18 protein-coding genes and 1 pseudogene are annotated in these 23,447 nt (G+C 50.8%); 14 read left to right on the top strand and 5 right to left on the bottom strand.

Annotated elements, in window-relative coordinates; genetic code table 11:
• The first annotated feature begins 1 nt into the window (after window position 1).
• The 7 genes from OCV81_RS06715 (at window position 2) to OCV81_RS06690 (ending at window position 7,009) form a co-directional block, all read left to right on the top strand.
• Window positions 2-835 (top strand): hypothetical protein, encoded by an 834-nt coding sequence (locus OCV81_RS06715; protein WP_148329389.1) that lies wholly within the window; start codon window positions 2-4, stop codon window positions 833-835.
• A complete protein-coding gene (locus OCV81_RS17835; RefSeq protein WP_148329388.1) occupies window positions 832-954 on the top strand; it encodes a type I restriction enzyme endonuclease domain-containing protein in 123 nt (40 codons plus the stop codon). Before OCV81_RS06715 ends, OCV81_RS17835 begins: the two co-directional genes overlap by 4 nt.
• Window positions 955-1,090: 136 nt before the next feature.
• Window positions 1,091-4,579, top strand: a complete 3,489-nt coding sequence (gene ileS, locus OCV81_RS06710) for an isoleucine--tRNA ligase (protein WP_148329387.1) — start codon at window positions 1,091-1,093, stop codon at window positions 4,577-4,579.
• Between the two features lie 65 nt (window positions 4,580-4,644).
• A complete protein-coding gene (locus tag OCV81_RS06705; RefSeq protein ID WP_022353887.1) occupies window positions 4,645-5,025 on the top strand; it encodes a TraR/DksA family transcriptional regulator in 381 nt (126 codons plus the stop codon).
• Window positions 5,026-5,145: 120 nt separating this feature from the next.
• Complete coding sequence (locus OCV81_RS06700; protein ID WP_022353888.1) at window positions 5,146-5,802, top strand: lipoprotein signal peptidase; 657 nt, start codon at window positions 5,146-5,148, stop codon at window positions 5,800-5,802.
• Window positions 5,799-6,671: a DUF4296 domain-containing protein gene (locus tag OCV81_RS06695; RefSeq protein ID WP_022353889.1), complete on the top strand. Its 873-nt coding sequence runs from the start codon at window positions 5,799-5,801 to the stop codon at window positions 6,669-6,671. The genes OCV81_RS06700 and OCV81_RS06695 overlap by 4 nt, the downstream gene beginning before the upstream one ends.
• Before the next feature lie 11 nt (window positions 6,672-6,682).
• A complete protein-coding gene (locus OCV81_RS06690; protein ID WP_148329386.1) occupies window positions 6,683-7,009 on the top strand; it encodes a hypothetical protein in 327 nt (108 codons plus the stop codon).
• Here the strand turns inward: OCV81_RS06690 and OCV81_RS06685 are convergent.
• Window positions 7,004-7,762, bottom strand: coding sequence for a TrmH family RNA methyltransferase (locus OCV81_RS06685; RefSeq protein WP_148329385.1), 759 nt, complete (start codon window positions 7,760-7,762; stop codon window positions 7,004-7,006). The two genes, OCV81_RS06690 and OCV81_RS06685, sit on opposite strands and share 6 nt — an antisense overlap.
• A 104-nt stretch (window positions 7,763-7,866) precedes the next feature.
• Here OCV81_RS06685 and tamL point away from each other — a divergent pair, with 104 nt between their 5' ends.
• The 4 genes from tamL (at window position 7,867) to OCV81_RS06665 (ending at window position 13,249) form a co-directional block, all read left to right on the top strand.
• Window positions 7,867-10,176 (top strand): translocation and assembly module lipoprotein TamL, encoded by a 2,310-nt coding sequence (gene tamL, locus OCV81_RS06680; RefSeq protein ID WP_148329384.1) that lies wholly within the window; start codon window positions 7,867-7,869, stop codon window positions 10,174-10,176.
• A gap of 17 nt (window positions 10,177-10,193) precedes the next feature.
• Window positions 10,194-10,424: a DUF6965 family protein gene (locus tag OCV81_RS06675; protein WP_022353893.1), complete on the top strand. Its 231-nt coding sequence runs from the start codon at window positions 10,194-10,196 to the stop codon at window positions 10,422-10,424.
• A gap of 105 nt (window positions 10,425-10,529) precedes the next feature.
• The gene (locus tag OCV81_RS06670) at window positions 10,530-12,173 is read left to right on the top strand and encodes a diphosphate--fructose-6-phosphate 1-phosphotransferase (protein ID WP_022353894.1); all 1,644 of its coding nucleotides are present in this window, start codon (window positions 10,530-10,532) and stop codon (window positions 12,171-12,173) included.
• A 158-nt stretch (window positions 12,174-12,331) separates the two neighbouring features.
• The gene (locus tag OCV81_RS06665; protein ID WP_148329382.1) at window positions 12,332-13,249 is read left to right on the top strand and encodes a glycoside hydrolase family 25 protein; all 918 of its coding nucleotides are present in this window, start codon (window positions 12,332-12,334) and stop codon (window positions 13,247-13,249) included.
• A gap of 127 nt (window positions 13,250-13,376) precedes the next feature.
• On the opposite strand, the gene clpB is transcribed toward OCV81_RS06665, so the two are convergent.
• Window positions 13,377-15,965 (bottom strand): ATP-dependent chaperone ClpB, encoded by a 2,589-nt coding sequence (clpB, locus tag OCV81_RS06660; RefSeq protein WP_022353896.1) that lies wholly within the window; start codon window positions 15,963-15,965, stop codon window positions 13,377-13,379.
• A 417-nt stretch (window positions 15,966-16,382) separates the two neighbouring features.
• On the opposite strand from clpB, the gene OCV81_RS06655 reads away from it, so the two are divergent.
• Genes OCV81_RS06655 through OCV81_RS06645 form a run of 3 tightly spaced genes read left to right on the top strand, consistent with a single transcriptional unit; the run spans window position 16,383 to window position 19,464 of the window.
• Complete coding sequence (locus OCV81_RS06655) at window positions 16,383-17,948, top strand: ATP-binding protein (protein WP_148329381.1); 1,566 nt, start codon at window positions 16,383-16,385, stop codon at window positions 17,946-17,948.
• Between the two features lie 22 nt (window positions 17,949-17,970).
• Complete coding sequence (locus OCV81_RS06650; RefSeq protein ID WP_148329380.1) at window positions 17,971-18,552, top strand: DUF6621 family protein; 582 nt, start codon at window positions 17,971-17,973, stop codon at window positions 18,550-18,552.
• Window positions 18,553-18,567: 15 nt separating this feature from the next.
• The gene (locus OCV81_RS06645) at window positions 18,568-19,464 is read left to right on the top strand and encodes a LysR family transcriptional regulator (protein ID WP_148329379.1); all 897 of its coding nucleotides are present in this window, start codon (window positions 18,568-18,570) and stop codon (window positions 19,462-19,464) included.
• Between the two features lie 21 nt (window positions 19,465-19,485).
• Here the strand turns inward: OCV81_RS06645 and OCV81_RS06640 are convergent, their stop codons facing one another.
• The 3 genes and pseudogenes from OCV81_RS06640 to OCV81_RS17830 form a co-directional block, all read right to left on the bottom strand.
• Window positions 19,486-20,754 (bottom strand): MFS transporter, encoded by a 1,269-nt coding sequence (locus OCV81_RS06640; RefSeq protein WP_394802526.1) that lies wholly within the window; start codon window positions 20,752-20,754, stop codon window positions 19,486-19,488.
• A 12-nt stretch (window positions 20,755-20,766) separates the two neighbouring features.
• Window positions 20,767-22,077 carry a SpoIID/LytB domain-containing protein gene (locus OCV81_RS06635; RefSeq protein ID WP_148329377.1) on the bottom strand — a complete coding sequence of 437 codons (1,311 nt, stop codon included), beginning with the start codon at window positions 22,075-22,077 and terminating at the stop codon, window positions 20,767-20,769.
• A 473-nt stretch (window positions 22,078-22,550) separates the two neighbouring features.
• A pseudogene (locus tag OCV81_RS17830) lies at window positions 22,551-23,408 on the bottom strand (DUF4922 domain-containing protein); the annotation flags it as partial.
• Between the last annotated feature and the right edge of the window lie 39 nt (window positions 23,409-23,447).

Genomic DNA, 23,447 nt, shown 5'->3' with positions numbered 1-23,447 from the left:
TATGGAGCATAGCGAGTTATTTTTATTGCTGCCGAGATATGAGGAAGTGGAAGGACAACCGGAGTATATTAGGACCAAAGGTGTCATGACTGAAAATGAAATCTTGAAGGTGATAGAAAACATAAACGAAATATGTAGGTTTATAGCAAACGAAAACTACGAAGGCTACTATGATGCGGACAATGTATCGTCATTCCTGTATCCTGTAGAGACGATAGAAGAGTGCTATCCCAGTATCAAGACCCGTATGCGTATGGTGATGAGCCGATGGGGAGAGAACTGGCGGATGCAGAAAGTACAGAAGGATACGGAAAGCTATATGTGTCATGGCTTGCCAATAAAGGATGATACATTGTGCGAAATGGCAGAGCGGAAGGCGGTGGCTACAGATGGAAGTGTATTTCTTTTGGTAAATCAGGATGCTTTTTCGGATGCCGTTAAAGTAATTCAGGTAAAGCGTAATCAGGCAGATTGGGAACTGGAGGTCAGGAAAGCTGACTTTAAATCTGTTTTAAAATGGTATGAAACCAACCGTAAGCCCCAACGGATATTCAATCTGAATCCAAAGCATGGAGAGAACGGGAAAGGGGCACATCCGGCCAATAAAGGTGAGAAAGTGTCTATATTGATGTGTAGTAGAGAAGAAGCGGAGAATATGCTTCTGAAAGCTATTGGAGCAGATTTGAGAGTGCTTTACTTTTTCGATCAGGTACATAATCAGTATATTGAGTTCAAGTGTGAAAGTGAGAACACGTATCATGGATTTCATTTGGATGCGATGGATGAAAAAAGAGTGCCGGAAGATATTAAATTGATGCTTAATAAACTGATATGATGATTTTCAAACGCCTGTTACGCCGTTATGGTTATCTGCCGGATATGCAAATGCTCGCTACAGAGACGGTTATCAAGCAAGCCGAAATGATATCCTCCGAGTTGGCGAAGAGAAAGTAGTTCTCTTCGTCAGTCCCTTCATCGTTTTTCTGCCGATTTCTTTTATATAACTTTTTTTTCTTATAAATTTGCAGCCTAAATTTGGGAGGGTTCTTCCTGATAAACTAGATAATAGATAAAAAATCACATAATAATTATGAGTAAGAAGTTTACTGAATATTCGCAGCTCAACTTGTCGGAAATCAACAAGGAGGTGCTGAAAACATGGGATGAGAACGATGTGTTTTCCAAAAGTATGACGGAACGTGAGGGATGTCCTTCTTTCGTGTTTTACGAAGGTCCCCCTTCAGCCAACGGTATGCCGGGCATTCACCACGTAATGGCGCGTACGATTAAGGATACATTCTGCCGTTTCAAGACCATGAAGGGCTTCCAGGTAAAGCGTAAAGCCGGATGGGACACACACGGACTGCCGGTGGAACTGGGAGTGGAAAAGGCACTGGGCATCACCAAGGAGGATATCGGTAAAACGATTTCGGTGGCAGACTACAACAAGCACTGCCGCACGGATGTCATGAAGTTCACGAAAGAATGGACCGACCTTACACATAAGATGGGTTACTGGGTAGACCTGGACAACCCGTACATCACTTACGACAACCGCTACATTGAAACCTTGTGGTGGCTGTTGCAACAGCTTTACAAGAAAGGCTTGCTCTACAAGGGTTACACCATCCAGCCGTATTCTCCGGCTGCTGGTACGGGATTGAGCTCGCACGAGCTGAACCAGCCGGGATGCTACCGCGACGTGAAAGACCTGACCGTGGTGGCTCAGTTCAAGATGAAGAACCCGAAACCGGAAATGGCGGAGTGGGGTACACCGTACTTCATCGCATGGACGACTACTCCGTGGACTTTGCCTTCAAATACGGCTCTCTGCGTGGGCCCGAAGATTGACTACGTGGCCGTACAGACATACAATTCATACAATGGCGAGAAAATGACGGTGGTACTGGCCAAACCGTTGCTGTATGCGCACTTCAACAAGAAGGCGGAAGGTTTGGCACTGGAAGACTACAAGCCGGGCGACAAACTGGTTCCGTTCAAGGTGGTTGGTGAGTACAAGGGTACCGACCTCGTGGGTATGGAATACGAACAGCTTATCCCGTGGGTGAAACCGGTGGAAGCTGCCGAAGACGGTACATGGAAAGAGGCTGCCGACAAAGCGTTCCGCGTGATTCCGGGTGACTATGTGACTACGGAAGACGGTACGGGTATCGTACACATCGCGCCGACATTCGGTGCCGACGATGCCAACGTGGCACGTGCGGCGGGCATCCCTTCTTTGTTCATGATCAACAAAAAGGGTGAAACTCGTCCGATGGTCGACCTGACCGGTAAGTTCTATCTGATGGAGGAACTGGATGAGGCGTTCGTGAAGGAATGTGTGGATGTAGAGAAATACAAGGAATACCAAGGCCGCTGGGTGAAGAACGCATACGACCCGCAGTTTACCGTCGACGGCAAATACGACGAGAAAGCTGCTCAGGCAGCCGAATCACTCGACGTGTATATCTGCATGATGCTGAAACAGCAGGGACTGGCGTTCAAGACCGAAAAGCATGTGCACAACTATCCGCACTGCTGGCGTACCGACAAACCGGTGTTGTATTATCCGCTGGACAGCTGGTTCATCCGTTCTACGGCTTGCAAGGAACGTATGATGGAACTGAACAAGACCATCAACTGGAAACCGGAATCTACGGGTTCAGGCCGTTTCGGAAAATGGTTGGAAAACCTGAACGACTGGAACTTGAGCCGTTCGCGCTACTGGGGTACACCGCTGCCTATCTGGAGAAGCGAGGAAGGCGAGGAAATCTGCATCGGTTCAGTAGAAGAACTGTATAACGAAATTGAAAAATCGGTGGCTGCCGGTTTCATGACGGAAAATCCGTACAAGAAACTGGGATTCCAGCCGGGCGTATATAATAAGGAGAACTACGACAAGATTGACTTGCACCGTCCGTATGTAGACGACATCATCCTGGTATCTGCTTCGGGCAAGCCGATGAAGCGTGAGTCGGATTTGATTGACGTATGGTTCGATTCAGGTTCCATGCCGTATGCACAGTTGCACTATCCGTTTGAAAACAAGGAACTGATAGACTCTCGCAGCTACTATCCGGCTGACTTCATTGCGGAAGGGGTAGACCAGACACGTGGATGGTTCTTCACGCTGCATGCCATCGCTACGATGGTGTTCGACAGTGTGGCTTACAAGAACGTCATCTCCAATGGTCTGGTGCTCGACAAGAACGGCAACAAGATGTCGAAGCGTCTGGGCAATGCCGTCGACCCGTTCGGTGCCATCGAGAAGTTCGGTTCCGACCCGTTGCGCTGGTACATGATTACGAACTCTTCTCCGTGGGACAATCTGAAGTTTGATACGGAAGGAGTGGACGAAGTACGCCGCAAGTTCTTCGGTACCTTGTACAACACGTATTCATTCTTTGCCTTGTATGCCAACGTGGATGGCTTTACCTACGCGGAGAAGGACGTGCCGATGAACGAACGTCCGGAAATCGACCGCTGGATTCTGTCGTTGCTGAACACGCTGATCAAGAACGTGGATGCTTGCTTTACGGATTACGAACCGACCAAGGCCGGACGTCTGATTACCGACTTTGTAAACGATAACTTGAGTAACTGGTACGTGCGTCTGAACCGTAAACGTTTCTGGGGCAGTGCCATGTCGACCGATAAGCTGTCTGCTTATCAGACACTCTACACTTGCTTGGAGACCGTAGCCAAACTGATGGCACCGATTGCTCCGTTCTATGCCGACCGTCTGTATATGGACTTGATTGGCGTGACCGGACGCGACCAGGTGGTTTCTGTACACCTTGCCAAGTTCCCGGTAGCCGACGAAAGCCTGATCAATGCGGAACTGGAAGCCCGTATGCAGATGGCACAGGATGTTACTTCTATGGTACTGGCTTTGCGCCGTAAGGTGAACATCAAGGTGCGTCAGCCGCTGCAGTGTATCATGATTCCGGTGGTAGACGAAGCACAGAAACAGCATATCGAGGCAGTGAAAGACCTGATCATGAACGAGGTGAACGTGAAGGAAATCAAGTTCGTGGACGGTGGGGCAGGTGTGCTGGTGAAGAAAGTGAAATGCGACTTCAAGAAGCTGGGCCCGAAATTCGGAAAACAGATGAAGGCCGTAGCTGCTGCCGTGGCAGGCATGTCGCAGGAAGCCATCGCCGAACTGGAGAAGAACGGAAGCTACACCTTCCAGCTGGAAGGCGGGGAGGCCGTAGTGGAAGCATCGGATGTGGAAATCTTCAGCGAGGACATCCCGGGCTGGCTGGTAGCCAATGAAGGCAAACTGACCGTAGCGCTGGAAGTGACCGTGACCGACGAACTGAAGCGTGAAGGTATCGCCCGTGAACTGGTGAACCGTATTCAGAACATCCGTAAGAGCAGCGGTTTCGAGATTACCGACAAGATTGCCATCGTGCTGTCAAAAAATCCGAATACCGATGACGCGATAAATGAATATAATACTTATATTTGCAACCAAGTGCTGGCTAACTCATTGGTTCTGGCCGATGAGGTGGAAAACGGCACGGAAATTAGTTTTGATGACTTTTCGTTGTATGTAAATGTAACGAAATTGTAATATGAACTCATCCACCCGGTTCTGTGCCGGGTGGATACTATTATTAACTTAAAACTTTAAGCACTATGGCTGAAAAAACGAGGTATTCTGACGCTGAACTTGAAGAATTCCGCGCCATTATCATGGAAAAACTTCAGCTCGCGGAACGCGACTATGAGAAACTGAAAAGTAGTATAATGAACACGGATGGGAACGATACAGACGATACATCTCCTACATACAAGGTCTTGGAAGAAGGAGCCAACACATTGTCGAAGGAAGAAACCACTCGTCTGGCAGCTCGTCAGCTGAAGTTCATTCAAAACCTGCGTGCGGCACTGGTACGTATTGAAAACAAAACCTACGGAATCTGTCGTGAAACAGGAAAGTTGATTCCCGCTGAGCGTCTTCGTGCGGTTCCTCATGCCACATTGAGCATTGAAGCCAAGCAGCATGGAAAGAAGTAACGAACATTAGTTTTTAACTCGAAGTTGGGAATTGAAGGTTGAAAAACACTGCTTTTCAGAGTGGCCTGTTTTCAATTTTCAGTTCTCAATTTTTTTGAATTGATTTGTAATTTAAAGAAGATGAAGAAATTTCTCACTCAGGGTCGTCTGGCCGCTCTTGTGGTGGCAGGGGTGCTGATTATTGACCAGCTTATCAAGATTTCGGTAAAGACAAACATGTTTCTGCATGAGAACATTCATGTGACCGACTGGTTTTATATTTATTTCACCGAAAACAACGGTATGGCTTTCGGGCTTGAGATTTTCGCCAAACTGTTTCTGACGCTGTTCCGCATTGTGGCGGCCGTGTTGATTACGGTGTACATTACCAAGCTGGTGAAACGGACCACGGACAAAGTGAAGAACGGTTACCTGGTGTGTCTTTCCCTGATTCTGGCCGGAGCGGTGGGCAACATCATCGACTGTGTGTTCTATGGCGAGATTTTCAGTGAGAGCACACATTCGCAGATTGCTTCGTGGGTGCCGCTGGGTGAAGGCTATTCCAGCTGGCTGCACGGAAAGGTGGTGGACATGTTCTATTTCCCGATTATCGACACCTACTGGCCCGACTGGATGCCTTTTGTGGGAGGTGACCATTTTATCTTCTTCAGTCCGATATTCAATTTTGCCGATGCGGCCATCAGCTGCGGCATCATTGCATTGCTCATTTTTTATTCGCGCTACCTGAATACGGGTGCCCGTACAGAGTCCACTACTTCCAAAGAAGCCAAGAAATGAAACGGATAGCGGTTATAGGGATTTCGGCCATGATGCTGTGCGGCCTGTTCGGATGCGGCAAGAAAGTGCCTAAGGAGATTATTCAGCCTCAGGCCATGGAGAATCTACTTTATGATTATCACCTGGCCACGACGCTGAGTGCCGATTTGCCGTATTCTGAAAACTATAAGAAGGAGGCCTACCTTGCCTATGTGTTCAAGAAACACCACGTCACGGAGGCGGAATTTGATTCTTCGATGGCGTGGTACTCGCGCCACAGCGACGAGATGTCGAACATTTACCAGAACTTGCAGAAGCGGATGAACGATACGTCAGACCGTTTGAAGAAGCAGGTAGCCCGTCATAGCGGGGAAATGTCGGTGTCGCTGTCGGGAGATACAGTGGATTTGTGGCAGGACCGTACCATTTACTGGCTGACTTCTGCACCGTTGACCAACAAGGCCGTATTTGATTTGAAAGCCGATACTTCCTTCCATCCGAAGGATAACCTGGTTTTGGAGGCACATCTTTCGTTTATGCCTGCAGGAAAAATGCGTGGGAAAGTCGTGATGGGATTGAATGTGACGTTTGACAATGACAGTGTGCAGGGAATTACTCGTGTGGTGAGTGGTTCAGGCATGCAACGTCTGTTCCTTCGTCCGGATTCGGCTTTCAATTTCAAGAACGTGAGCGGCTTTATGTATTATTCCGGAGCGGAAAAGAGTTCTGTCTTGCTCAGCGGCATTCAGCTGATGCGTTACCGGATGTACGAGACACCCGCGGTGAATGTGCTTGATTCAGTCGTGGTTCCCGTGGATTCTTTGCATAGAGACTCTCTTCGAAGGGACTCCTTGCCACGCATTCAGCGCGCGAGAATCATGAGACGTTAATTGTGGAGAAAATGAAATATTATGCTTCTCATTTCCTTTGGCATGCGGGACAGAACCGTTTGTTTCGCATGCAGCGCATCGGGGTAGACGAAGGAAGTGGATGCTGTGTGTCGGTAGAGCCGCTGGAGGCGGAAATGCGGCACACCGTCTGGCTGGGAGGCTTGGTGATTCTTGCTCCGTCACAGCCTGAAATCCGGACAGGAGAGTCCTTTCAGGCTTTTTGCTCTCGTATATCTGAGGGGGTGGAAGCCGGTGAGCCTCTCAAGGCCTTTCAGGTTGTTGCGTTCGATGTGCTGTCGATGGCATTTACCGCCGGAAGCCGGTTGGTCAGCCTATGACATGCGGCGGCGGAATTCGGCACAGACAATGGCTGTAGCTACGGCCACGTTCAGCGATTCGCTGGTTTCCTGTCCTTGCGGATAGTTGGGGATAAGCAGCTTGTGGGATACGAGGGCTTCTACTTCCTGGCTTACTCCGTTCCCTTCGTTTCCCATGACAATCACTCCGTGGTCTGACAGCTCTTGTGAATAGATGTTTCCTCCGTCGAGGAAGGTACCGAATACGGGAACGTGCCGGGCCGCTTGCGTGCGGATAAATTCTTTCAGGTCGCAATAGTGCAGTTTCACCCGCGCCAGTGCTCCCATGGTTGCCTGTACGGTTTTCGGGTTGAAGGCGTCGACTGTGCCTTGGGAACAGAAGATGTGTGTAATGCCGAACCAGTCGGCGATGCGGATGATGGTACCCAGGTTGCCCGGGTCCTGTACGTCGTCGAGTGCCAGACAGAGTGAGCGGGCCGGCAAGGTATCATCGCGGGTGTACGACGGAATTTCAAATACGGCCAGCACTTCCTGCGGTGTTTTCAGCAGACTGGCGCGACTTAGCTCTTCAGGAGAGACCTCAATCGTCTCCTGGGCTATCAGGCGAGGGTTCGCTTCCAGCCAGGAGGTAGTAGCTACCAGCAGTTTGCAGGAAAAATGTCCCAGCAGGTCGTGTACCAGTTTGTTGCCTTCGGCCAGAAATGCTTTTTCGGCTTTCCGGTATTTTTTCATTTCCAGTGACCGGATGTATTTGATTCTGTTTTTGCTCAGCATAGTAGGGCGCAGATTTTTAATTATATTTTAAGAACAAAGCTAAGAAGATATTTTTAATTATTGCCTATCTTTGCATGTAAATTTGTATATACCTCGTTACTTGTATGAAGATATCCCCCTGTTACTATGTCGGTTTATTGTGTTTGCTGCTTTTCCTGAACGGATGTTCGGTCAGTAAATTCATTCCTGAGGGGCATTATCTTCTGGACAATGTGAAGGTAGAGTCGGACAACAAGGAGATCAAGTCTTCCCAAATGAGTGCTTATTTGCGCCAGACACCCAATGCCAAGTGGTTCAGTCTGGTAAAGCTTCCCATGTATATTTACGGGGCAGCCGGAAAAGACTCGACCAAGTGGATGAACCGTTTCCTTTACCGGATTGGGGATGCTCCCCGCATCTACGACCCGGTACTGGCAGAAGAAACACGGGTGCAGATTGAGCAGGCTGTACGCAACATGGGATACATGAGCGGGCAGGTGAGCATGTCGAGCCAGATAAAGGGAAAGAAAATCAAGGTTTATTATCAGATTCATTCGGGAGAGCCTTATCTGATATCCCATATAGCTTACGATATTGCCGATTACCAGATACATGATTACCTGATGACCGATTCTGCCCGTTCTTTCTTGAAGGTCGGGGTGCGGTTTGACATCAATATGCTGGATCAGGAACGTGACCGCATCACCCAATATCTGCAAAACCGTGGGTATTATCGTTTCAATAAAGATTTCATTACTTTTCAGGCCGATACCATGCTGAATACGAGGAAGGTAGACCTCATTATGCAGTTGCACCCTTATCGCCGCAAGAAGGAGGATGCTCCGTCGCCACACCGGCAATATTACATCCGGAATGTGGATTTCGTGTTTGATGCGGATTTCGCCGATTTGTCTGCCGATGCCCTGAGAGGGCTCGATTCTCTTCAGGCGGGAGGTGTGAATTTCTATTTTGTCGACAAAATGTTCCTCCGTCCACAGGTAATCAGCGATTACAATTACCTGAAAAAAGGACGACTGTATCGGGTACGTGATGTGCAGAACACGTATTCTGCCTTGGGACGTCTGAATATCCTGAAGTATTCGAATATTCGTTTCCAGGAGGAGTTGAAGGCTGATTCGGCTTACCTGGATGCATACGTCATGCTGACACGCAACAAGAACAAATCGCTTTCTTTCGAAATAGAAGGAACCAATTCGGCCGGCGACCTGGGAGCTGCGGCTTCTGTGGCGTATACTCATCGTAATTTATTCAAAGGTTCCGAAACTTTTACCATCAAGCTCCGTGGGGCTTATGAGGCCGTGACGGGACTGGAGGGATATGCCAACAGCAATTACATGGAATATGGAGTGGAAACCAGCCTGAACTTCCCTGAGTTCATGTTCCCATTCCTGTCGGCAGATTTTCGACGGAGAAGCCGGGCCACTTCCGAAGTGACCATGAAATATAACTGGCAAATACGTCCGGAGTTTGAGCGCACCGTAGCTTCGGCAGGGTGGAGCTACCGATGGAGCAAGCACCGTGCCACTCATCGTGTCGATGTACTCGACCTGAACTACATCTACATGCCTTACCGTTCGGAAACTTTCCGCCAGTACTTGGATTTGATGGACGAGAAAAATCCTTTGCTTCGCTACAGCTACGAAGACTTGTTTATTGTGCGTATGGGATATACCTATACTTATAACAGTTCGGGGGCTGCCAGCCTGAAAACTTCCCAGCGCAATTCCTATTCTATCCGTTTCAACATTGAGGAATCGGGCAACTTGCTTTATTTATTTTCGAAGGCCATTAACGGACGTCCGAAGAATGGAGAGGCTTATCAGATGGCCAACATTGACTTCGCACAGTATGTGAAAGCGGATTTTGATTTTGCCAAGAACTTTATGATTGACGATCGCAATGCGCTGGTTTTTCATGTGGGACTGGGAGTAGCCGTACCCTACGGAAACTCAAAGAGCTTGCCGTTTGAGAAACTTTATTTCTCCGGAGGAGCCAACAGCGTGCGTGGATGGAGCGTCCGTTCGCTGGGGCCGGGTGGATACCGGGGCGACGGCAACAGCCTGGATTACGTGAACCATACGGGAGATATCAAACTCGACCTGAATGTGGAATATCGGACTCATTTGTTCTGGAAACTGAACGGAGCAGCTTTCATTGATGCAGGTAACGTGTGGTCTATCCGCAACCGGGAACTTCAGCCTGAGGGCTTGTTCAAGTTCAACCGTTTCTACAAGCAGTTGGCGGTGGCCTACGGGTTGGGACTCCGTTTCGACCTGGACTTCCTGATTATTCGTTTCGACGGTGGTATGAAGGCCATCAATCCCATGTATACCGGCCGCGACCGTTATCCCATTATCTCTCCTGATTTCAAACGCGACTTTGCGTTTCATTTTGCTGTAGGTTATCCCTTTTAATAAAAATGTATCACAATATGAAGAATGTCTATACACTTGAAGAAGTAAACCAGTTGAAGGCCTGGTTCGACCAGGTTGAACTTCCCGCAGAAATGCAGCTGGACAAGGCTGTGTACATCCCTGACGTGAAAGAAACCGTGGCCCGTCTGTTCATGCAGGCCTATGTGTGTTATGAGAATCCGAAGCTGCAAGGATGTCTGACGTTGCTGGAACGCATCAAGACTTATCTGGAAGAGAAAAGAGGTTAGGTGAGGCTAAAATTGCCGGCTTTCTTTCATATTTGCGAAAAAAATACGAAATTTGCACAGCAACGAAAAAGATTATTTCAATACACCTTTATAAATATAACAATTATGACAAAAAGTGCATTACAAATTGCAAGAGCTGCTTACCAGCCGAAACTGCCGAAAGCATTGAAGGGTGCAGTAGTAGCTAAGGAAGGCGAACCGACTCAGTCTGTAGCCGATCAGGAAGAAATCAAGAAATTGTTCCCGAACACTTACGGCATGCCGTTGATTCAGTTCGTGGAAGGTGAAGCGAAGGAATTTGCTCCGATGAACGTCGGCGTAATCTTGTCTGGTGGACAGGCTCCTGGTGGTCACAACGTTATCTCAGGTTTGTTCGACGGTATCAAGAAACTGAACCCGGCCAACAAACTGTATGGTTTCATCCTGGGTCCTGGCGGTTTGGTAGACCACAAATATATGGAACTGACAGCCGATATCATCGACGAATACCGTAACACAGGTGGTTTCGATATCATCGGTTCAGGACGTACAAAACTGGAAAAAGAAGACCAGTTTGAAAAAGGATACGAAATCCTGAAGGAACTGGGTATCAAGGCACTGGTAATCATCGGTGGTGACGACTCAAATACAAACGCTTGTGTATTGGCTGAATATTATGCTGCCAAGAACTACGGCATTCAGGTAATCGGTTGCCCGAAGACTATCGACGGTGACTTGAAGAACGAAATGATTGAAACTTCATTCGGTTTCGATACTGCCTGCAAGACTTACTCTGAAGTAATCGGTAACATCGAACGCGACTGTAACTCAGCTCGTAAATACTGGCACTTCATCAAATTGATGGGACGTTCTGCTTCTCACATCGCACTGGAATGTGCTTTGCAGACTCAGCCGAACATCTGTATCATCTCTGAAGAGGTAGAAGCCAAGAACATGTCTTTGGACGACATCGTGACTTACATCGCACAGGTAGTTGCTGACCGTGCTGCTGCCGGCAACAACTTCGGTACGGTATTGATTCCGGAAGGTCTGATCGAATTCATCCCGGCTATGAAGCGTCTGATTGCTGAATTGAACGACTTCCTGGCTGCCAACGGCGAAGAATTCAACAGCATCAAGCGTTCTAAACAGCGCGATTATATCATCAGCAAGCTGTCTCCTGAAAATGCAGCTATCTATGCTTCTCTGCCGGAAGGCGTAGCTCGTCAGTTGTCACTCGACCGTGACCCGCACGGAAACGTACAGGTTTCTTTGATTGAAACTGAAAAGCTGTTGTCTGAAATGGTAGGAACTAAGCTGGCTCAGTGGAAGGAAGAAGGCAAGTTCGTAGGTAAGTTCGCTGCTCAGCACCACTTCTTCGGTTACGAAGGACGTTGCGCTGCTCCGTCTAACTTCGATGCTGACTACTGCTACTCTTTGGGCTACACTGCATCTATGTTGATTGCCAACGGTAAGACAGGTTACATGTCTTCTGTACGCAATACCACTGCTCCGGCTGCTGAATGGATTGCAGGTGGTGTGCCTATCACTATGATGATGAACATGGAACGCCGTCACGGTGAAATGAAACCGGTTATCCAGAAAGCACTGGTGAAACTGGATGGTGCTCCGTTCAAGGCTTTCGCTGCTATGCGTGACACTTGGGCTAAGGAAACAGATTATGTATATCCGGGTCCGATTCAGTACTTCGGTCCGTCTGAAGTTTGCGACCAGCCGACGAAGACTTTGCAGTACGAACAGGCAAAATAATTGATTCCTGATTCTCCCGAGGGGGAGACTTTCAGGTGAATAGACTTAGCGAAGAATCGGGCCGACCGTTGAGAGGGCCGGATTCTTCGCTATTTGTTGAATTAACCTCTACCGGGTTCCGGTACATCTGTTGAATTTTCTAAAAAAACACCTTGATAATGGCAAAAAAATCACCCATCCTTGCGGTGAACGAATCCGAGAATAAAGCTTCCCGCAAGCGTCCTGCGGTAAGGCAGACAACGGGCAGACGAAAAACTGCTTCCGGAAAGCCGTCGGGAAGAAAAACTCCCAAGGGAAAGAAAAAAATCCGCCAATGGCAAATGCCTTCCTGGTGCTATTATCTCTTGCTGGGAGGAGTAGGGGCTTGTTTTGTCATCTGTTTTTATTATTTCTTTATCCGTCCTTATGCTTACCGCTGGAAACCTTGCTACGGGATGAAAGCTTATGGGGTATGTTTGCCATACGGCTTTGAGGTGCATGGTTTCGACGTGTCGCACCACCAGGGAAACATAGACTGGGGTGAGTTGCAGAAAACGCAGACATCTCCATTTCCTGTACGCTTTGTATTTATGAAAGCCTCCGAGGGAGGGGACTTCAGTGATACGGCATTCATTCATAACTTTGACGAGGCCCGCAAGCATGGGTTCATCCGCGGTGCCTATCATTTCTACAATCCCAAGACAGATGCTTCCCGCCAAGCCGATTTCTTTATCCGTTCGGTGAAACTGGAATCGGGCGACCTGCCTCCGGTACTTGACATCGAGGTGAGGGGGGAGAACGAAAAGAAACTCCGCCACGACTTGAAAATCTGGCTGGATAAAATCGAACATTATTATCGGGTGAAACCGATTCTCTATACATCCTACAAGTTCAAGACCCGCTACTTGAACGACTCTGTTTTCAACTCCTATCCTTATTGGATTGCCCATTACTACGCTGATTCGGTGGAATACAAAGGACAGTGGCGCTTCTGGCAGCATACCGACGTGGGCCGCTTGCCGGGCATCCGGGAAGAAGTGGATTTGAACGTGTTCAACGGTACGCTCGACGAACTGAAACGCATGACGATTCCCTGAGTTCCGGAATACCTTCCGTGACAACAAGAGAAATACAAACAAAAAAACCTCCGCAGGTATCCTTTTCAGGACTTCCTGTGGAGGGTTCATTTTATATAATAGAAGATAAGGGAAAAATCCCGTAGACTTAGTTACGGAACTTCAATCCATCACCCTCGCGCTCTACGATAATCGGTTTCTCGCGGTTCACTTCCTGTGACAGAAGTTTCTTTGACAAATCGTTCAGCAAGTAGCGCTGGATGGCACGTTTAACCGGACGTGCACCGAATTCCGGATCGTAGCCGGCAGTAGCCAAGAAGTCGATGGCTTCGTCGCTCATCTGCAAGGTTACACCGTTGTCCTCCAGCATCTTCTGGATGCCTTTGATTTGCAAACGGACAATCTGTTCGATTTGCGGCTTGTTCAGCGGCTGGAACATGATGATTTCATCGATACGGTTCAGGAACTCCGGACGGATGGTCTTCTTCAGCATGTTCATCACCTCTTTCTTGGTCTCGTCTACCACCTGGTCGTGGTTCTGGTCATTGATCTTCTCGAACTGACTCTGGATGTACGAGCTGCCCAAGTTGGAAGTCATGATGATGATGGTGTTCTTGAAGTTCACCGTACGTCCCTTGTTGTCGGTCAGACGTCCGTCGTCCAGTACCTGCAACAAGATGTTGAACACATCCGGATGCGCCTTTTCGATTTCATCGAACAAGACCACTGAATACGGTTTCCGACGTACGGCCTCGGTCAATTGACCTCCTTCATCGTAACCTACGTATCCCGGAGGCGCACCGATCAAACGTGACACGGTATGCTTTTCCTGATACTCACTCATATCGATACGCGTCATCAGCGATTCATCGTTGAACAGGTATTCTGCCAAAGCCTTGGCCAGTTCGGTCTTACCGACACCGGTCGTACCCAAGAAGATGAACGAACCAATCGGACGTCTCGGGTCTTGCAGTCCGGCACGGCTACGACGTACAGCATCGGCCACAGCCTGGATGGCTTCATCCTGTCCGATGACCCGCTTGTGCAGTTCGTCTTCCAGGTGGAGCAGCTTTTCACGCTCGCTCTGCAACATACGGCTTACCGGTATGCCCGTCCAGCGGGATACCACGTCGGCGATGTCTTCAGCCGTTACCTCTTCCTTGATCAAGGCGTTGTCGCCCTGTTTCTTCTTCAGGTCTTCCTGGATGGACTTGATTTCGTTCTCCAGTGCCTGCAGCTTTCCGTAACGGATTTCGGCCACCTTTCCGTAGTCGCCTTCACGTTCTGCCTTATCAGCTTCGAACTTGAGTTGTTCGATTTCCTTCTTGTTCTGCTGAATCTTGTTCACCAGCTCCTTCTCACTCTGCCATTTGGCTTTGTAAGAAGTCTCCTGTTCCTTCAATTCCGCAATCTCCTTGTTCAACTGAGCCAGTTTTGCCTCGTCCTTTTCCCGCTTGATGGCCTCGCGTTCAATTTCGAGCTGTTTCAATCGGCGTTCAATCTCATCCAGTTCTTCCGGCAGAGAGTCACGTTCCATACGCAGCTTGGCGGCTGCCTCATCCATCAGGTCGATGGCCTTATCCGGCAAGAAACGGTCGGTGATGTACCGGCTGCTTAGTTCCACGGCCGCGATGATGGCCTCATCCTTGATACGCACCTGATGGTGGTTTTCGTAACGCTCCTTCAGTCCACGCAAGATGGAGATAGAGCTGGCCGTATCCGGTTCGTCTACCATGACGGTCTGGAAACGACGTTCCAACGCCTTATCCTTTTCGAAATACTTCTGGTATTCGTCGAGGGTAGTGGCACCGATGCTCCGCAGTTCCCCACGGGCCAAGGCCGGTTTCAGGATGTTGGCCGCATCCATGGCACCTTCGCCTTTTCCGGCACCCACCAAGGTGTGGATTTCATCGATGAAGAGGATGATGTTTCCGTCAGACTTCTTCACCTCGTTGATGACCGATTTCAGACGTTCCTCAAATTCACCTTTGTATTTGGCACCTGCTACCAGCGCACCCATATCCAGTGAGAACAGCTGTTTGTTCTTCAGGTTCTCCGGCACATCGCCCCGAAGGATTCGCTGTGCCAGTCCCTCTACGATGGCCGTCTTACCGGTACCCGGTTCACCAATCAGAATCGGGTTGTTCTTCGTACGCCGGCTCAGAATCTGCAACACCCGTCGGATTTCCTCGTCACGGCCGATGACCGGGTCGAGCTTTCCGCTTCGTGCAGCTTCTATCAGGTTAATGGCATATTTATTCAGTGATTGATACGTATCTTCACTAGATTGCGAGGTCACATTCTGTCCCTGACGCAATTCCTGGATGGCAGCTCGCAGTTCCTTGTCGGTCAGCCCTGCATCCTTCAGCATGGTAGATACCGTGCTCTTCACGTTCAGCAGTGCCAGCAGTATGGCTTCGAGTGATACATATTCGTCACCCAGTTCCTTGGATACCTCCACGGCTTTCTGCAACACTTCGTTGGCGTCACGGCTCAGGTAGGGTTCTCCTCCCGATACCTTCGGCAAGGAAGCAATCTGCCGGTCGAGTACGGTTTCTATCTGCTGGCCGTTTATGCCGAGTTTCTGGAAAATGAAGTTGGTTACATTTTCGCCCACCTTCAGCAATCCTGCCATCAAATGTTCCGGCTCGATGGCCTGCTGTCCACGGTTCTGTACCAGATTCACCGCCTCCTGCACTGCCTCTTGCGATTTGATTGTAAAGTTGTTAAAGTTCATAAATGGTCTCCTTTCTCGTTCTTGTTGTTTTTCTTTTTCTTTGTCGGGAGCCTCCCGCCTTGTGACAGGCGGCGCACTGACGCTTACTTTTATGCAAACTCTTTGCCAGAAGCCATTTGTTGGAAAAGCCTGACGAATTGTCATTTTGTGTGGCTTTTATACTGAAAATCTGTCAGTTACGACCCGCTTTTTGTCAGTCGGAAAAACGCACTTGCGTTTGGACTGAGGCGTAAGGTTTTGTGAACGAGTGGATTGTGCTGTGGTCCCGGATGGGCCGATGGGGGGACGAAATTGGTATCATTGAAATAACGGGAGAAAAGTGCGGGCTCTCGGATATTTTTCGTACCTTTGTCTAAAGGCTTGAATTGAATAATAAGTACTTGTCGCTTCCTGTGATTCAATATTAATTGTGCATTTATGAAATACCCAATCGGAATACAGAGTTTTGACCAGCTGATTGAAGATGGTTATGTGTACGTAGATAAGACAGATTTGATTTACTCTCTCGCTAATGAGGGAAAAATCTACTTTCTGAGCCGTCCGCGGCGTTTCGGAAAGAGCCTGCTGGTTTCCACGCTGAAGAACTATTTTTTTGGGCGGAAGGAACTGTTCAAGGGCTTGAAGATTGACAGTTTGGAAAAGGACTGGAAGGTGTATCCGGTATTTCATTTGGATTTCAATGGTTCCAACTTCATGCAGAAGGGAGTGCTGGAAGAACGCTTGGATAGTTATGTATCCGAATGGGAGGCTTGCTACGGACTGCCCTCTGAAAGTGACAGGCTGGATGTGGGAGGACGGTTTATCAAGGTGCTCCGTGCGGCCCACGAACAAACGGGGCGTCGTGCGGTAGTGCTGGTGGATGAATATGACAAGCCGATATTGGACGTATTGGATGTGGATAAGAATCTGGAGGAAGAGCACCGCAACATCCTGAAAGCGTTTTATTCGGTGTTCAAGGGGGCCGATGAGCATCTTCAGTTCGTGTTCTTGACGGGCGTGACAAAATTCTCCCAAGTGAGCGTGTTCAGCGGTTTCAACCAGCCTTTCGACATCAGCATGCACGGCAAGTATGAGACGCTTTGCGGTATCACTCAGGAGGAACTGGAGAATACTTTCCGGGAGCCAATGGAGCGCATGGCACAGGTGTACGGATGTACGTATGAGGAAATGCGTAACCGACTGAAGGCCCAGTATGATGGCTATCATTTCAGTGACCGGATGACCGATATTTATAATCCGTTCAGTTTGTTGAATGCCTTTTCTACCCAGCGTATTTCCGACTACTGGTTCAAGAGTGGGACGCCTACTTACCTGATTCGCCTGCTTTCGCACACGAATGAAAACATGGACGAAATTACGGGCCGTTATTATGCGCCGAAGGAGTTTATCGACTACAAGGCAGACGTGGAACAGCCGCTTCCGATGATTTACCAGAGCGGATATCTCACCATCAAGAACTTTGACCGGGATTTTGACTTGTTCCTGTTGGATTATCCCAACAAGGAGGTGAAGGAAGGTTTTCTGTCGATGGTGGCTTCCAAATACTTCGATAACGGGGATAAGATTTATCCTTGGGTGCGGGAGGCGACCATATTTCTGCGGAAAGGGGAATTGGACAATTTCCGTACGGGGCTGACTTCTTTCCTGGCAAGTATTCCTTATACGATGCGCCGCAAGGAGAACGAACGGGAACGGGAGCGTTATTTCCATTATACGTTCTACCTGATTATGCGGTTGATAAGCGTCTATACGGTCTACACGGAGAAGGTGCAGAGTCAGGGCCGCGTGGATTGTGTGGTGGAGACGCCGCAGTATGTCTATATCTTCGAGTTCAAGCTGGACGGGACGGCCGATGAGGCCTTGCGCCAGATAGAGGAAAAAGGCTATGCCCGCGAGTATGAGTCGGACAGCCGCAAGCTGTACAGGATAGGGGCCGTGTTCTCTTCCGAAACGGGTACCATTGGCGACTGGAAACAACTATAAACGGAAACACATTAACTAATTTATGGAAAAGAAAATACCCTTTGCTTCTGATGTGATTTTGATAGATGCTGCCTTCTTGGACCGCGTGGGCGGGGACATGGCGGCTCATTTTGCGCCCTTGGTGGGCCGGGAACTGCCTAAAGCCGACTTGGCAGTGCTGCTGGAATGTCTGGCGCTAGATGCCGGCCTGGAACCGGGGCAGCACGAGATACAGGTGATTTTTGTGTACGATGCGGCACATGGCCGGATGCGTTTCTGTGCGCCTTCCGACCTGGAAAAGGAGATTCACGGCATGGCTTTCCAAAGCCGGTTGGGCGAGTTTTCCCTGTATGCGTTCCAGACTTCGGGAATGGCCCGGCGGGAAGACTTGTTCGGTGAATCGTTGCAGTTGCTCACGGAGTCGAAAGACGTGCGCCGGGTGATGCTGGTGCCCGATGAGGGAGAATACGGTTCAGTTGTAGCAGAACTGGCAGAGAAAATGAAAGACAAGGAGAGTGTGACGGTGTTCGGCATGAACCCTCCGGTACACGAGTGCAGTTACCGTTTTGAGATGCTCGGGTTTGCCGTGCTTCAGTCGCTGGGCATCCGGGCAGAGGAACTTTAATCCGTGGAGTAGCCTATGTCTGATTTCCGTTTGAAAGCATTCTACAGTGTGGCCCGCAACCTCAGCTTTACCAAGGCTTCGCAGGAATTGTTCGTGAGTCAGCCGGCCGTGACCAAGCATGTGCGCGAGCTGGAAAGTCTCTACGGGGTGCGCCTGTTCGACCGTAAGGGGAATTCCATCTCGCTCACGGAGGCGGGGAAGCTGCTCATGGAGCATTGCGAACGCATCCTGGCCGATTACCGCAAGCTGGAGTACGACATGCACCAGCTGAACAACGAATATGCGGGGGAACTGCGACTGGGAGCGAGTACGACCATCTCGCAATATGTACTTCCACCTGTATTGGCTGCTTATACGGAACGTTATCCCCAGATGAGTGTGTCGCTCATGGATACCAACTCGCGCAATGTGGAGAAGGCGTTACAGGAGCATACCATCGACGTGGGGATGGTGGAAGGTGTGTTCCGCTTGCCCAACCTGCGCTATGAACCTTTCTTGTGCGACGAGCTGGTGCCGGTGGTGTGTCCACGCGGACGCTGGGCCGAAAAGGAGGAATTGACATTGGACGAGTTTACCCGCGTGCCGCTGGTGCTCCGTGAGCGGGGCTCGGGCACGCTGGATGCCATCGAAATGGTGTTGGCCGAGCAGGGGTTGAAGCTTTCGTCATTGAACGTGCGGATGCACCTGGGCAGCACGGAAGGCATCAAGTCGTTCCTGCGGTGCAGCGATTGCATGGGCATTGTGTCGGTTTGCGCCTTGGGGCGGGAACTGAAGGAAGGCGACTTTCAGGTGATTGACATTGAAGGCTTGCAGTTCAAGCGGCATTTTTGTTTTGTATCGGCCCAGGGACAGGAGGCCGATACCGTATTGCATTTCATGCGCTTTGTCCGGCATTTCCTCGCGGGAAAATAAAGACCGGACGGGGCGCTTCTTTTATTTTTTCCCAAATTCAGGATCAATTTTCAGCAAAGCGGTCACACCGAAGGTGGCCAGGGTGCAGACCATAATCCAGATGAAGAACAGCTGGTAGCCCAGGGTTTCCTGCATCCATCCGGCAATCATGCCTGGCAGCATCATGCCCAAGGCCATGAAGGCCGTGCAGATGGCATAGTGCGAGGTCTTGTGCGTGCCGTTGGCAAAATAAATCAGGTAGAGCATATAGGCCGTGAAGCCAAATCCGTAACCGAACTGTTCCACGAAGATGCAGCTGTTGATGAGAACGAGGCTGTCGGGCTGGGAGTAGCTCAGGTACACATAGACCAGGTCGGGCAGGGAGATGGCCCACACCATGGGCCAGAGCCAGCGACGGAGTCCGTGGCGTGCCACAGCGATACCTCCCAAGATGCCTCCCAGGGTCAGTCCGACGATGCCGAGCGTGCCTTGTGCAAATCCGATTTGGGCGGTAGTCATGCCGAGACCTCCTTGTTCCACGGGGTCGAGCAGGAACGGGATGCCCATCTTGGCCAGCTGGGCTTCCGGCAGGCGGTAGAGCAGCATGAACAGGATGGCGGTGAGGGCCTGTTCTTTCTGGAAGAAGGAGCGGAAGGTGAGCAGGAAGTCGGTCAGGATACCTTTGGCACTTTTCGGGTGCGTGGCCGAAGGACGGTCCTGGTCGGGCCGTGGCAAGACGAAAGAATGGTAGAGCCACAAGGCCAGCAGACAACCTGCCAGCGTGAAGAAGGTGATGCTCCAGGCGTAGGAAGTGCGGCCGGTCACTTCTTCCAGCCGTCCGGCCAGCATGATGAGCAGCCCTTGTCCGGCAATGGTAGCAAAGCGGTAGAAGGTGCTGCGGATGCCCACGAAGAAGGCTTGCTGGTGCGGCGTAAGTCCCAGCATATAGAACCCGTCGGCGGCGATGTCGTGGGTGGCGGAGCTGAAGGCCACCAGCCAGAACACGGCCAGGGTGGTCTGGAAGAAATGACTTGTAGGGATGGTGAAGGCAATGCCGGCCAGTCCTGCTCCCAGCAGCAGCTGGGTGACGACAATCCACCACCGTTTGGTGCGGAGCAGGTCGACAAACGGGCTCCACAGGGGCTTGATGACCCAGGGCAGGTTCAGCCAGCTGGTGTAGAGGGCTACCTCCGTGTTCGAGATGCCCATCCGCTTGTACATCACCAGCGAGAGAATCATGACCGCTACGTAGGGAAGGCCTTCGGCAAAGTAGAGCGAAGGCACCCAATACCAAGGAGAACGTGTGTGCATGGCCGTCAGGATTTAGTATAACTTGCGGATTTCAGCTCCCTGGTAGTAGTGCAGCAGAATCTGGTCGTAGGCATAGCCTTTTTCGCCCATCACGGCGGCGCCAATCTGGCAGAGTCCCACGCCGTGTCCCCATCCGGCGCCGGTCAGTTCGAACCATTCCGGTACGCCGTTCACTTCCGGTCCCTTGTCGACCACGAAGGCCGAGCTGAACAGGTGGGTGGGTGAGAGGGTCCGTCGTATCTCCAGTTCCTTTCCGATAATCATCGTCTTCAAAGTACCTACAATCTTCAGGCGGCTGATGCGGCCCGACTTTCCACGTTCCACGGGAATGAGGTCGAGAATCTCGCCGTAGTCACTTTTAGTGTGGGTGGCAATCAGTCCGGCCAGTTCCTCCTGCGTATACATCACCTTCCAGCGGTAGAAATCCTGTGTCTCCTGGTCGTAGTGGTTGAGAATCTGGGAGAGAATTTTCGGGTCGGTGGTGTGGCAGAACGATTCTGGTCGTTGGCGAATCCAGCGTTCGGCTTCCTCCTCCTTTGTCAGGTCGGGCAGCGGGGATTCGGTGTCCAGGTCGCGCACGGCACTGAGGTAGGGATATTTCTTGTCCTCCCAGCAGTAGTTGAACTCTTCGGTCACCCCGCCGCAGCACTTGGAGAAACGGGCGTCGCAGATGGCGTGCTTGTACATGAGCACCTGTCCGCGGGTTTCCTTGACCGCTTCCACCACGCTCTGGTTCGATGCGCGGGTGATGCCTTGGTAGCGCTGACAATGGTCGTCGGCGCAGACATCGAAGATGGTATGGTCTTCGCGGTCGTACCAGCGGATATATTCCGTATCGGTCTTGAAGAAGGGGAAGAAACCTCCGTCTTGTTTGCTGAGGGCTTTCCGCTTCTCAATCTGGGCCAGCAGCCAGCTCCGAGAAATCACGGCATGGGCTTTCAGGAACTCCAGGGAAGAGGTGGCACTCATCTCCGACGAAATGACGCTGGTTAGGTAGTCTTCGGCTGGAAGTTGGTTGATGGCCGTAATTTTTCCCTCGTCTACTACCAGTCGCAGGGTGCCCAGGAAGGTCTGTGTCTCCTGTCGCTCCCAATGGAAGTTGATGCCGATGGTCACGTCTTCGAGCGAGAAGGAAGCGTCGTCTTCCAGTGGGGTAAAAGTCAGTTCGCGGTACACGTTGCCGTTCCAGAAGATGCCTCCTTCGTCGAAGGATACATGCTGCTTGCCGGAGACGGTTTCTCCTTTGGCCAGGAACTTGGCATTGAGGGTGAAATGTATTTCAAGGGCATTGACGATGCCCACGTTTATTTCGGGTTCTTTCATGATGCTTAATGTGTTACTTCGTGATAGATTTGTCGTAGGATGTCGGCATTCAGTTTTTGGAAATCTTCTTCGCGGGCCGTTACGAGGATGCCGGCCATGTCGAGGGCACCGGGACTGACGAGCAGTTGGGCATCCCCTTCGGCGGTGTAGCATTGCGGACGGTGGACGGTACGCGGAATGTAGACCGTGACAAACCCGTAGCGGGGGTCGTTCCAGGCAAACAGGTTGTAGCGGGGCTCCATCTCTCCTTCGGGCAAGGGCAGGCTGCGCAGGTAGCTGTCAATCAGCCGGATGCCGGTACCCATTCCTCCCTGGGTAATGAAGGCACGCAGTGGACAGATGTATCCTTCAATGTCGTAGGCAATGCAGGATTTCCCGTCGGCGAGCGGCTCGAAACCTTTTTCTACGGCGGTGTCCATCAGTTTGTCCCATTGCTGGATGAGGGGCACATCTTTCTGACGTACGGCCTGGAAATGGAAATGGTCGGGAGCGGAGGCGCCGCATTTGGCTCCGTTATAGAATACGGTGTAGCCCTCGGCAAAATGTTTTTCCAGCCAGTCGACCAGCCGCTCAGGCAACCGGCGGGCGGTCTTGTCGGCCAAAGTCTGCCACTGATGCCGTTCCGTGGAAATCGTGAGGTGTCCCGGCAGGATAGGATAGGGGTTCAGCCGCAGACTGAAAGCTTCGTCCAGCAGGATGCGGAGACTCTGTTGCTCTTCCGGCTTGTGGCTCAGGCAGAGGAAACAGGGGCGGGCCGCAATGGAAGCCTTGTCCACTTTGGCACAGGTGGAAACGGCACGGGCCGGGTTGAACTGCACGGTGATGGGGTTGCCGTCCAGCGGAAGCGTGCGGGTTTGCACGTCGGCCAAGGCCTCATGGTTCTTGCGAGCCAGCGGCCAGGTGTCCAGCTGGTGGTGGATGAAGGCCTCTGCCGAAATCTCCGGAGAGGCTTCTTCCCAGGAAAGCGGACGGCGGAGCATGGCTTGCCGTTTGCGTATTTCTAGCGTACGCAGGCTGTCCTTATAGCTGTTGTTCTGATTCTGTTTTTCGATGCTCAAGGCCGCGTCGGAGTTGCCTTCCCAGCGGCGGCACAGATAAAGCACATCATAGATACGGCTGATGCGGTATTCGCGGGAGAAGGCCAGTCCCAGGGCATAGTCTTCGCCGTAGCTGGTGTTCGGCACACGTATCTTCCGTAGCAGCGGGGTGAAGAAAGCGCGGGGTGCGCCCAGTCCGTTGATGCGGAGGGCATTGTTATGACCGTTGGTGTCGGTCCATTCCTTGTGGTCGATGACGCCCGGCGGCAAAGTCTCCAGCTGGAAATTGGTCATGCGGTACGAACCGATGACCATGGCGCAGCGTTCCCGACG

Source organism: Phocaeicola fibrisolvens, assembly GCF_025567125.1.
In the GTDB taxonomy this organism is placed as follows: Bacteria; Bacteroidota; Bacteroidia; order Bacteroidales; family Bacteroidaceae; genus Phocaeicola; species Phocaeicola fibrisolvens.
The sequence above is the reverse complement of the archived record's forward strand: the minus strand, read 5'-3'. Positions and strand labels throughout refer to the sequence as shown.

Excerpts from the sequence above, each read along its gene's own strand:
- OCV81_RS06715 (WP_148329389.1), top strand. The coding sequence starts at position 2 with ATGGAGCATAGCGAGTTATTTTTATTGCTGCCGAGATATGAGGAAGTG.
- OCV81_RS17835 (WP_148329388.1), top strand. The coding sequence starts at position 832 with ATGATGATTTTCAAACGCCTGTTACGCCGTTATGGTTATCTGCCGGAT.
- ileS (WP_148329387.1), top strand. The coding sequence starts at position 1,091 with ATGAGTAAGAAGTTTACTGAATATTCGCAGCTCAACTTGTCGGAAATC.
- OCV81_RS06705 (WP_022353887.1), top strand. The coding sequence starts at position 4,645 with ATGGCTGAAAAAACGAGGTATTCTGACGCTGAACTTGAAGAATTCCGC.
- OCV81_RS06700 (WP_022353888.1), top strand. The coding sequence starts at position 5,146 with ATGAAGAAATTTCTCACTCAGGGTCGTCTGGCCGCTCTTGTGGTGGCA.
- OCV81_RS06695 (WP_022353889.1), top strand. The coding sequence starts at position 5,799 with ATGAAACGGATAGCGGTTATAGGGATTTCGGCCATGATGCTGTGCGGC.
- OCV81_RS06690 (WP_148329386.1), top strand. The coding sequence starts at position 6,683 with ATGAAATATTATGCTTCTCATTTCCTTTGGCATGCGGGACAGAACCGT.
- OCV81_RS06685 (WP_148329385.1), bottom strand. The coding sequence starts at position 7,762 with ATGCTGAGCAAAAACAGAATCAAATACATCCGGTCACTGGAAATGAAA.
- tamL (WP_148329384.1), top strand. The coding sequence starts at position 7,867 with ATGAAGATATCCCCCTGTTACTATGTCGGTTTATTGTGTTTGCTGCTT.
- OCV81_RS06675 (WP_022353893.1), top strand. The coding sequence starts at position 10,194 with ATGAAGAATGTCTATACACTTGAAGAAGTAAACCAGTTGAAGGCCTGG.
- OCV81_RS06670 (WP_022353894.1), top strand. The coding sequence starts at position 10,530 with ATGACAAAAAGTGCATTACAAATTGCAAGAGCTGCTTACCAGCCGAAA.
- OCV81_RS06665 (WP_148329382.1), top strand. The coding sequence starts at position 12,332 with ATGGCAAAAAAATCACCCATCCTTGCGGTGAACGAATCCGAGAATAAA.
- clpB (WP_022353896.1), bottom strand. The coding sequence starts at position 15,965 with ATGAACTTTAACAACTTTACAATCAAATCGCAAGAGGCAGTGCAGGAG.
- OCV81_RS06655 (WP_148329381.1), top strand. The coding sequence starts at position 16,383 with ATGAAATACCCAATCGGAATACAGAGTTTTGACCAGCTGATTGAAGAT.
- OCV81_RS06650 (WP_148329380.1), top strand. The coding sequence starts at position 17,971 with ATGGAAAAGAAAATACCCTTTGCTTCTGATGTGATTTTGATAGATGCT.
- OCV81_RS06645 (WP_148329379.1), top strand. The coding sequence starts at position 18,568 with ATGTCTGATTTCCGTTTGAAAGCATTCTACAGTGTGGCCCGCAACCTC.
- OCV81_RS06640 (WP_394802526.1), bottom strand. The coding sequence starts at position 20,754 with ATGCACACACGTTCTCCTTGGTATTGGGTGCCTTCGCTCTACTTTGCC.
- OCV81_RS06635 (WP_148329377.1), bottom strand. The coding sequence starts at position 22,077 with ATGAAAGAACCCGAAATAAACGTGGGCATCGTCAATGCCCTTGAAATA.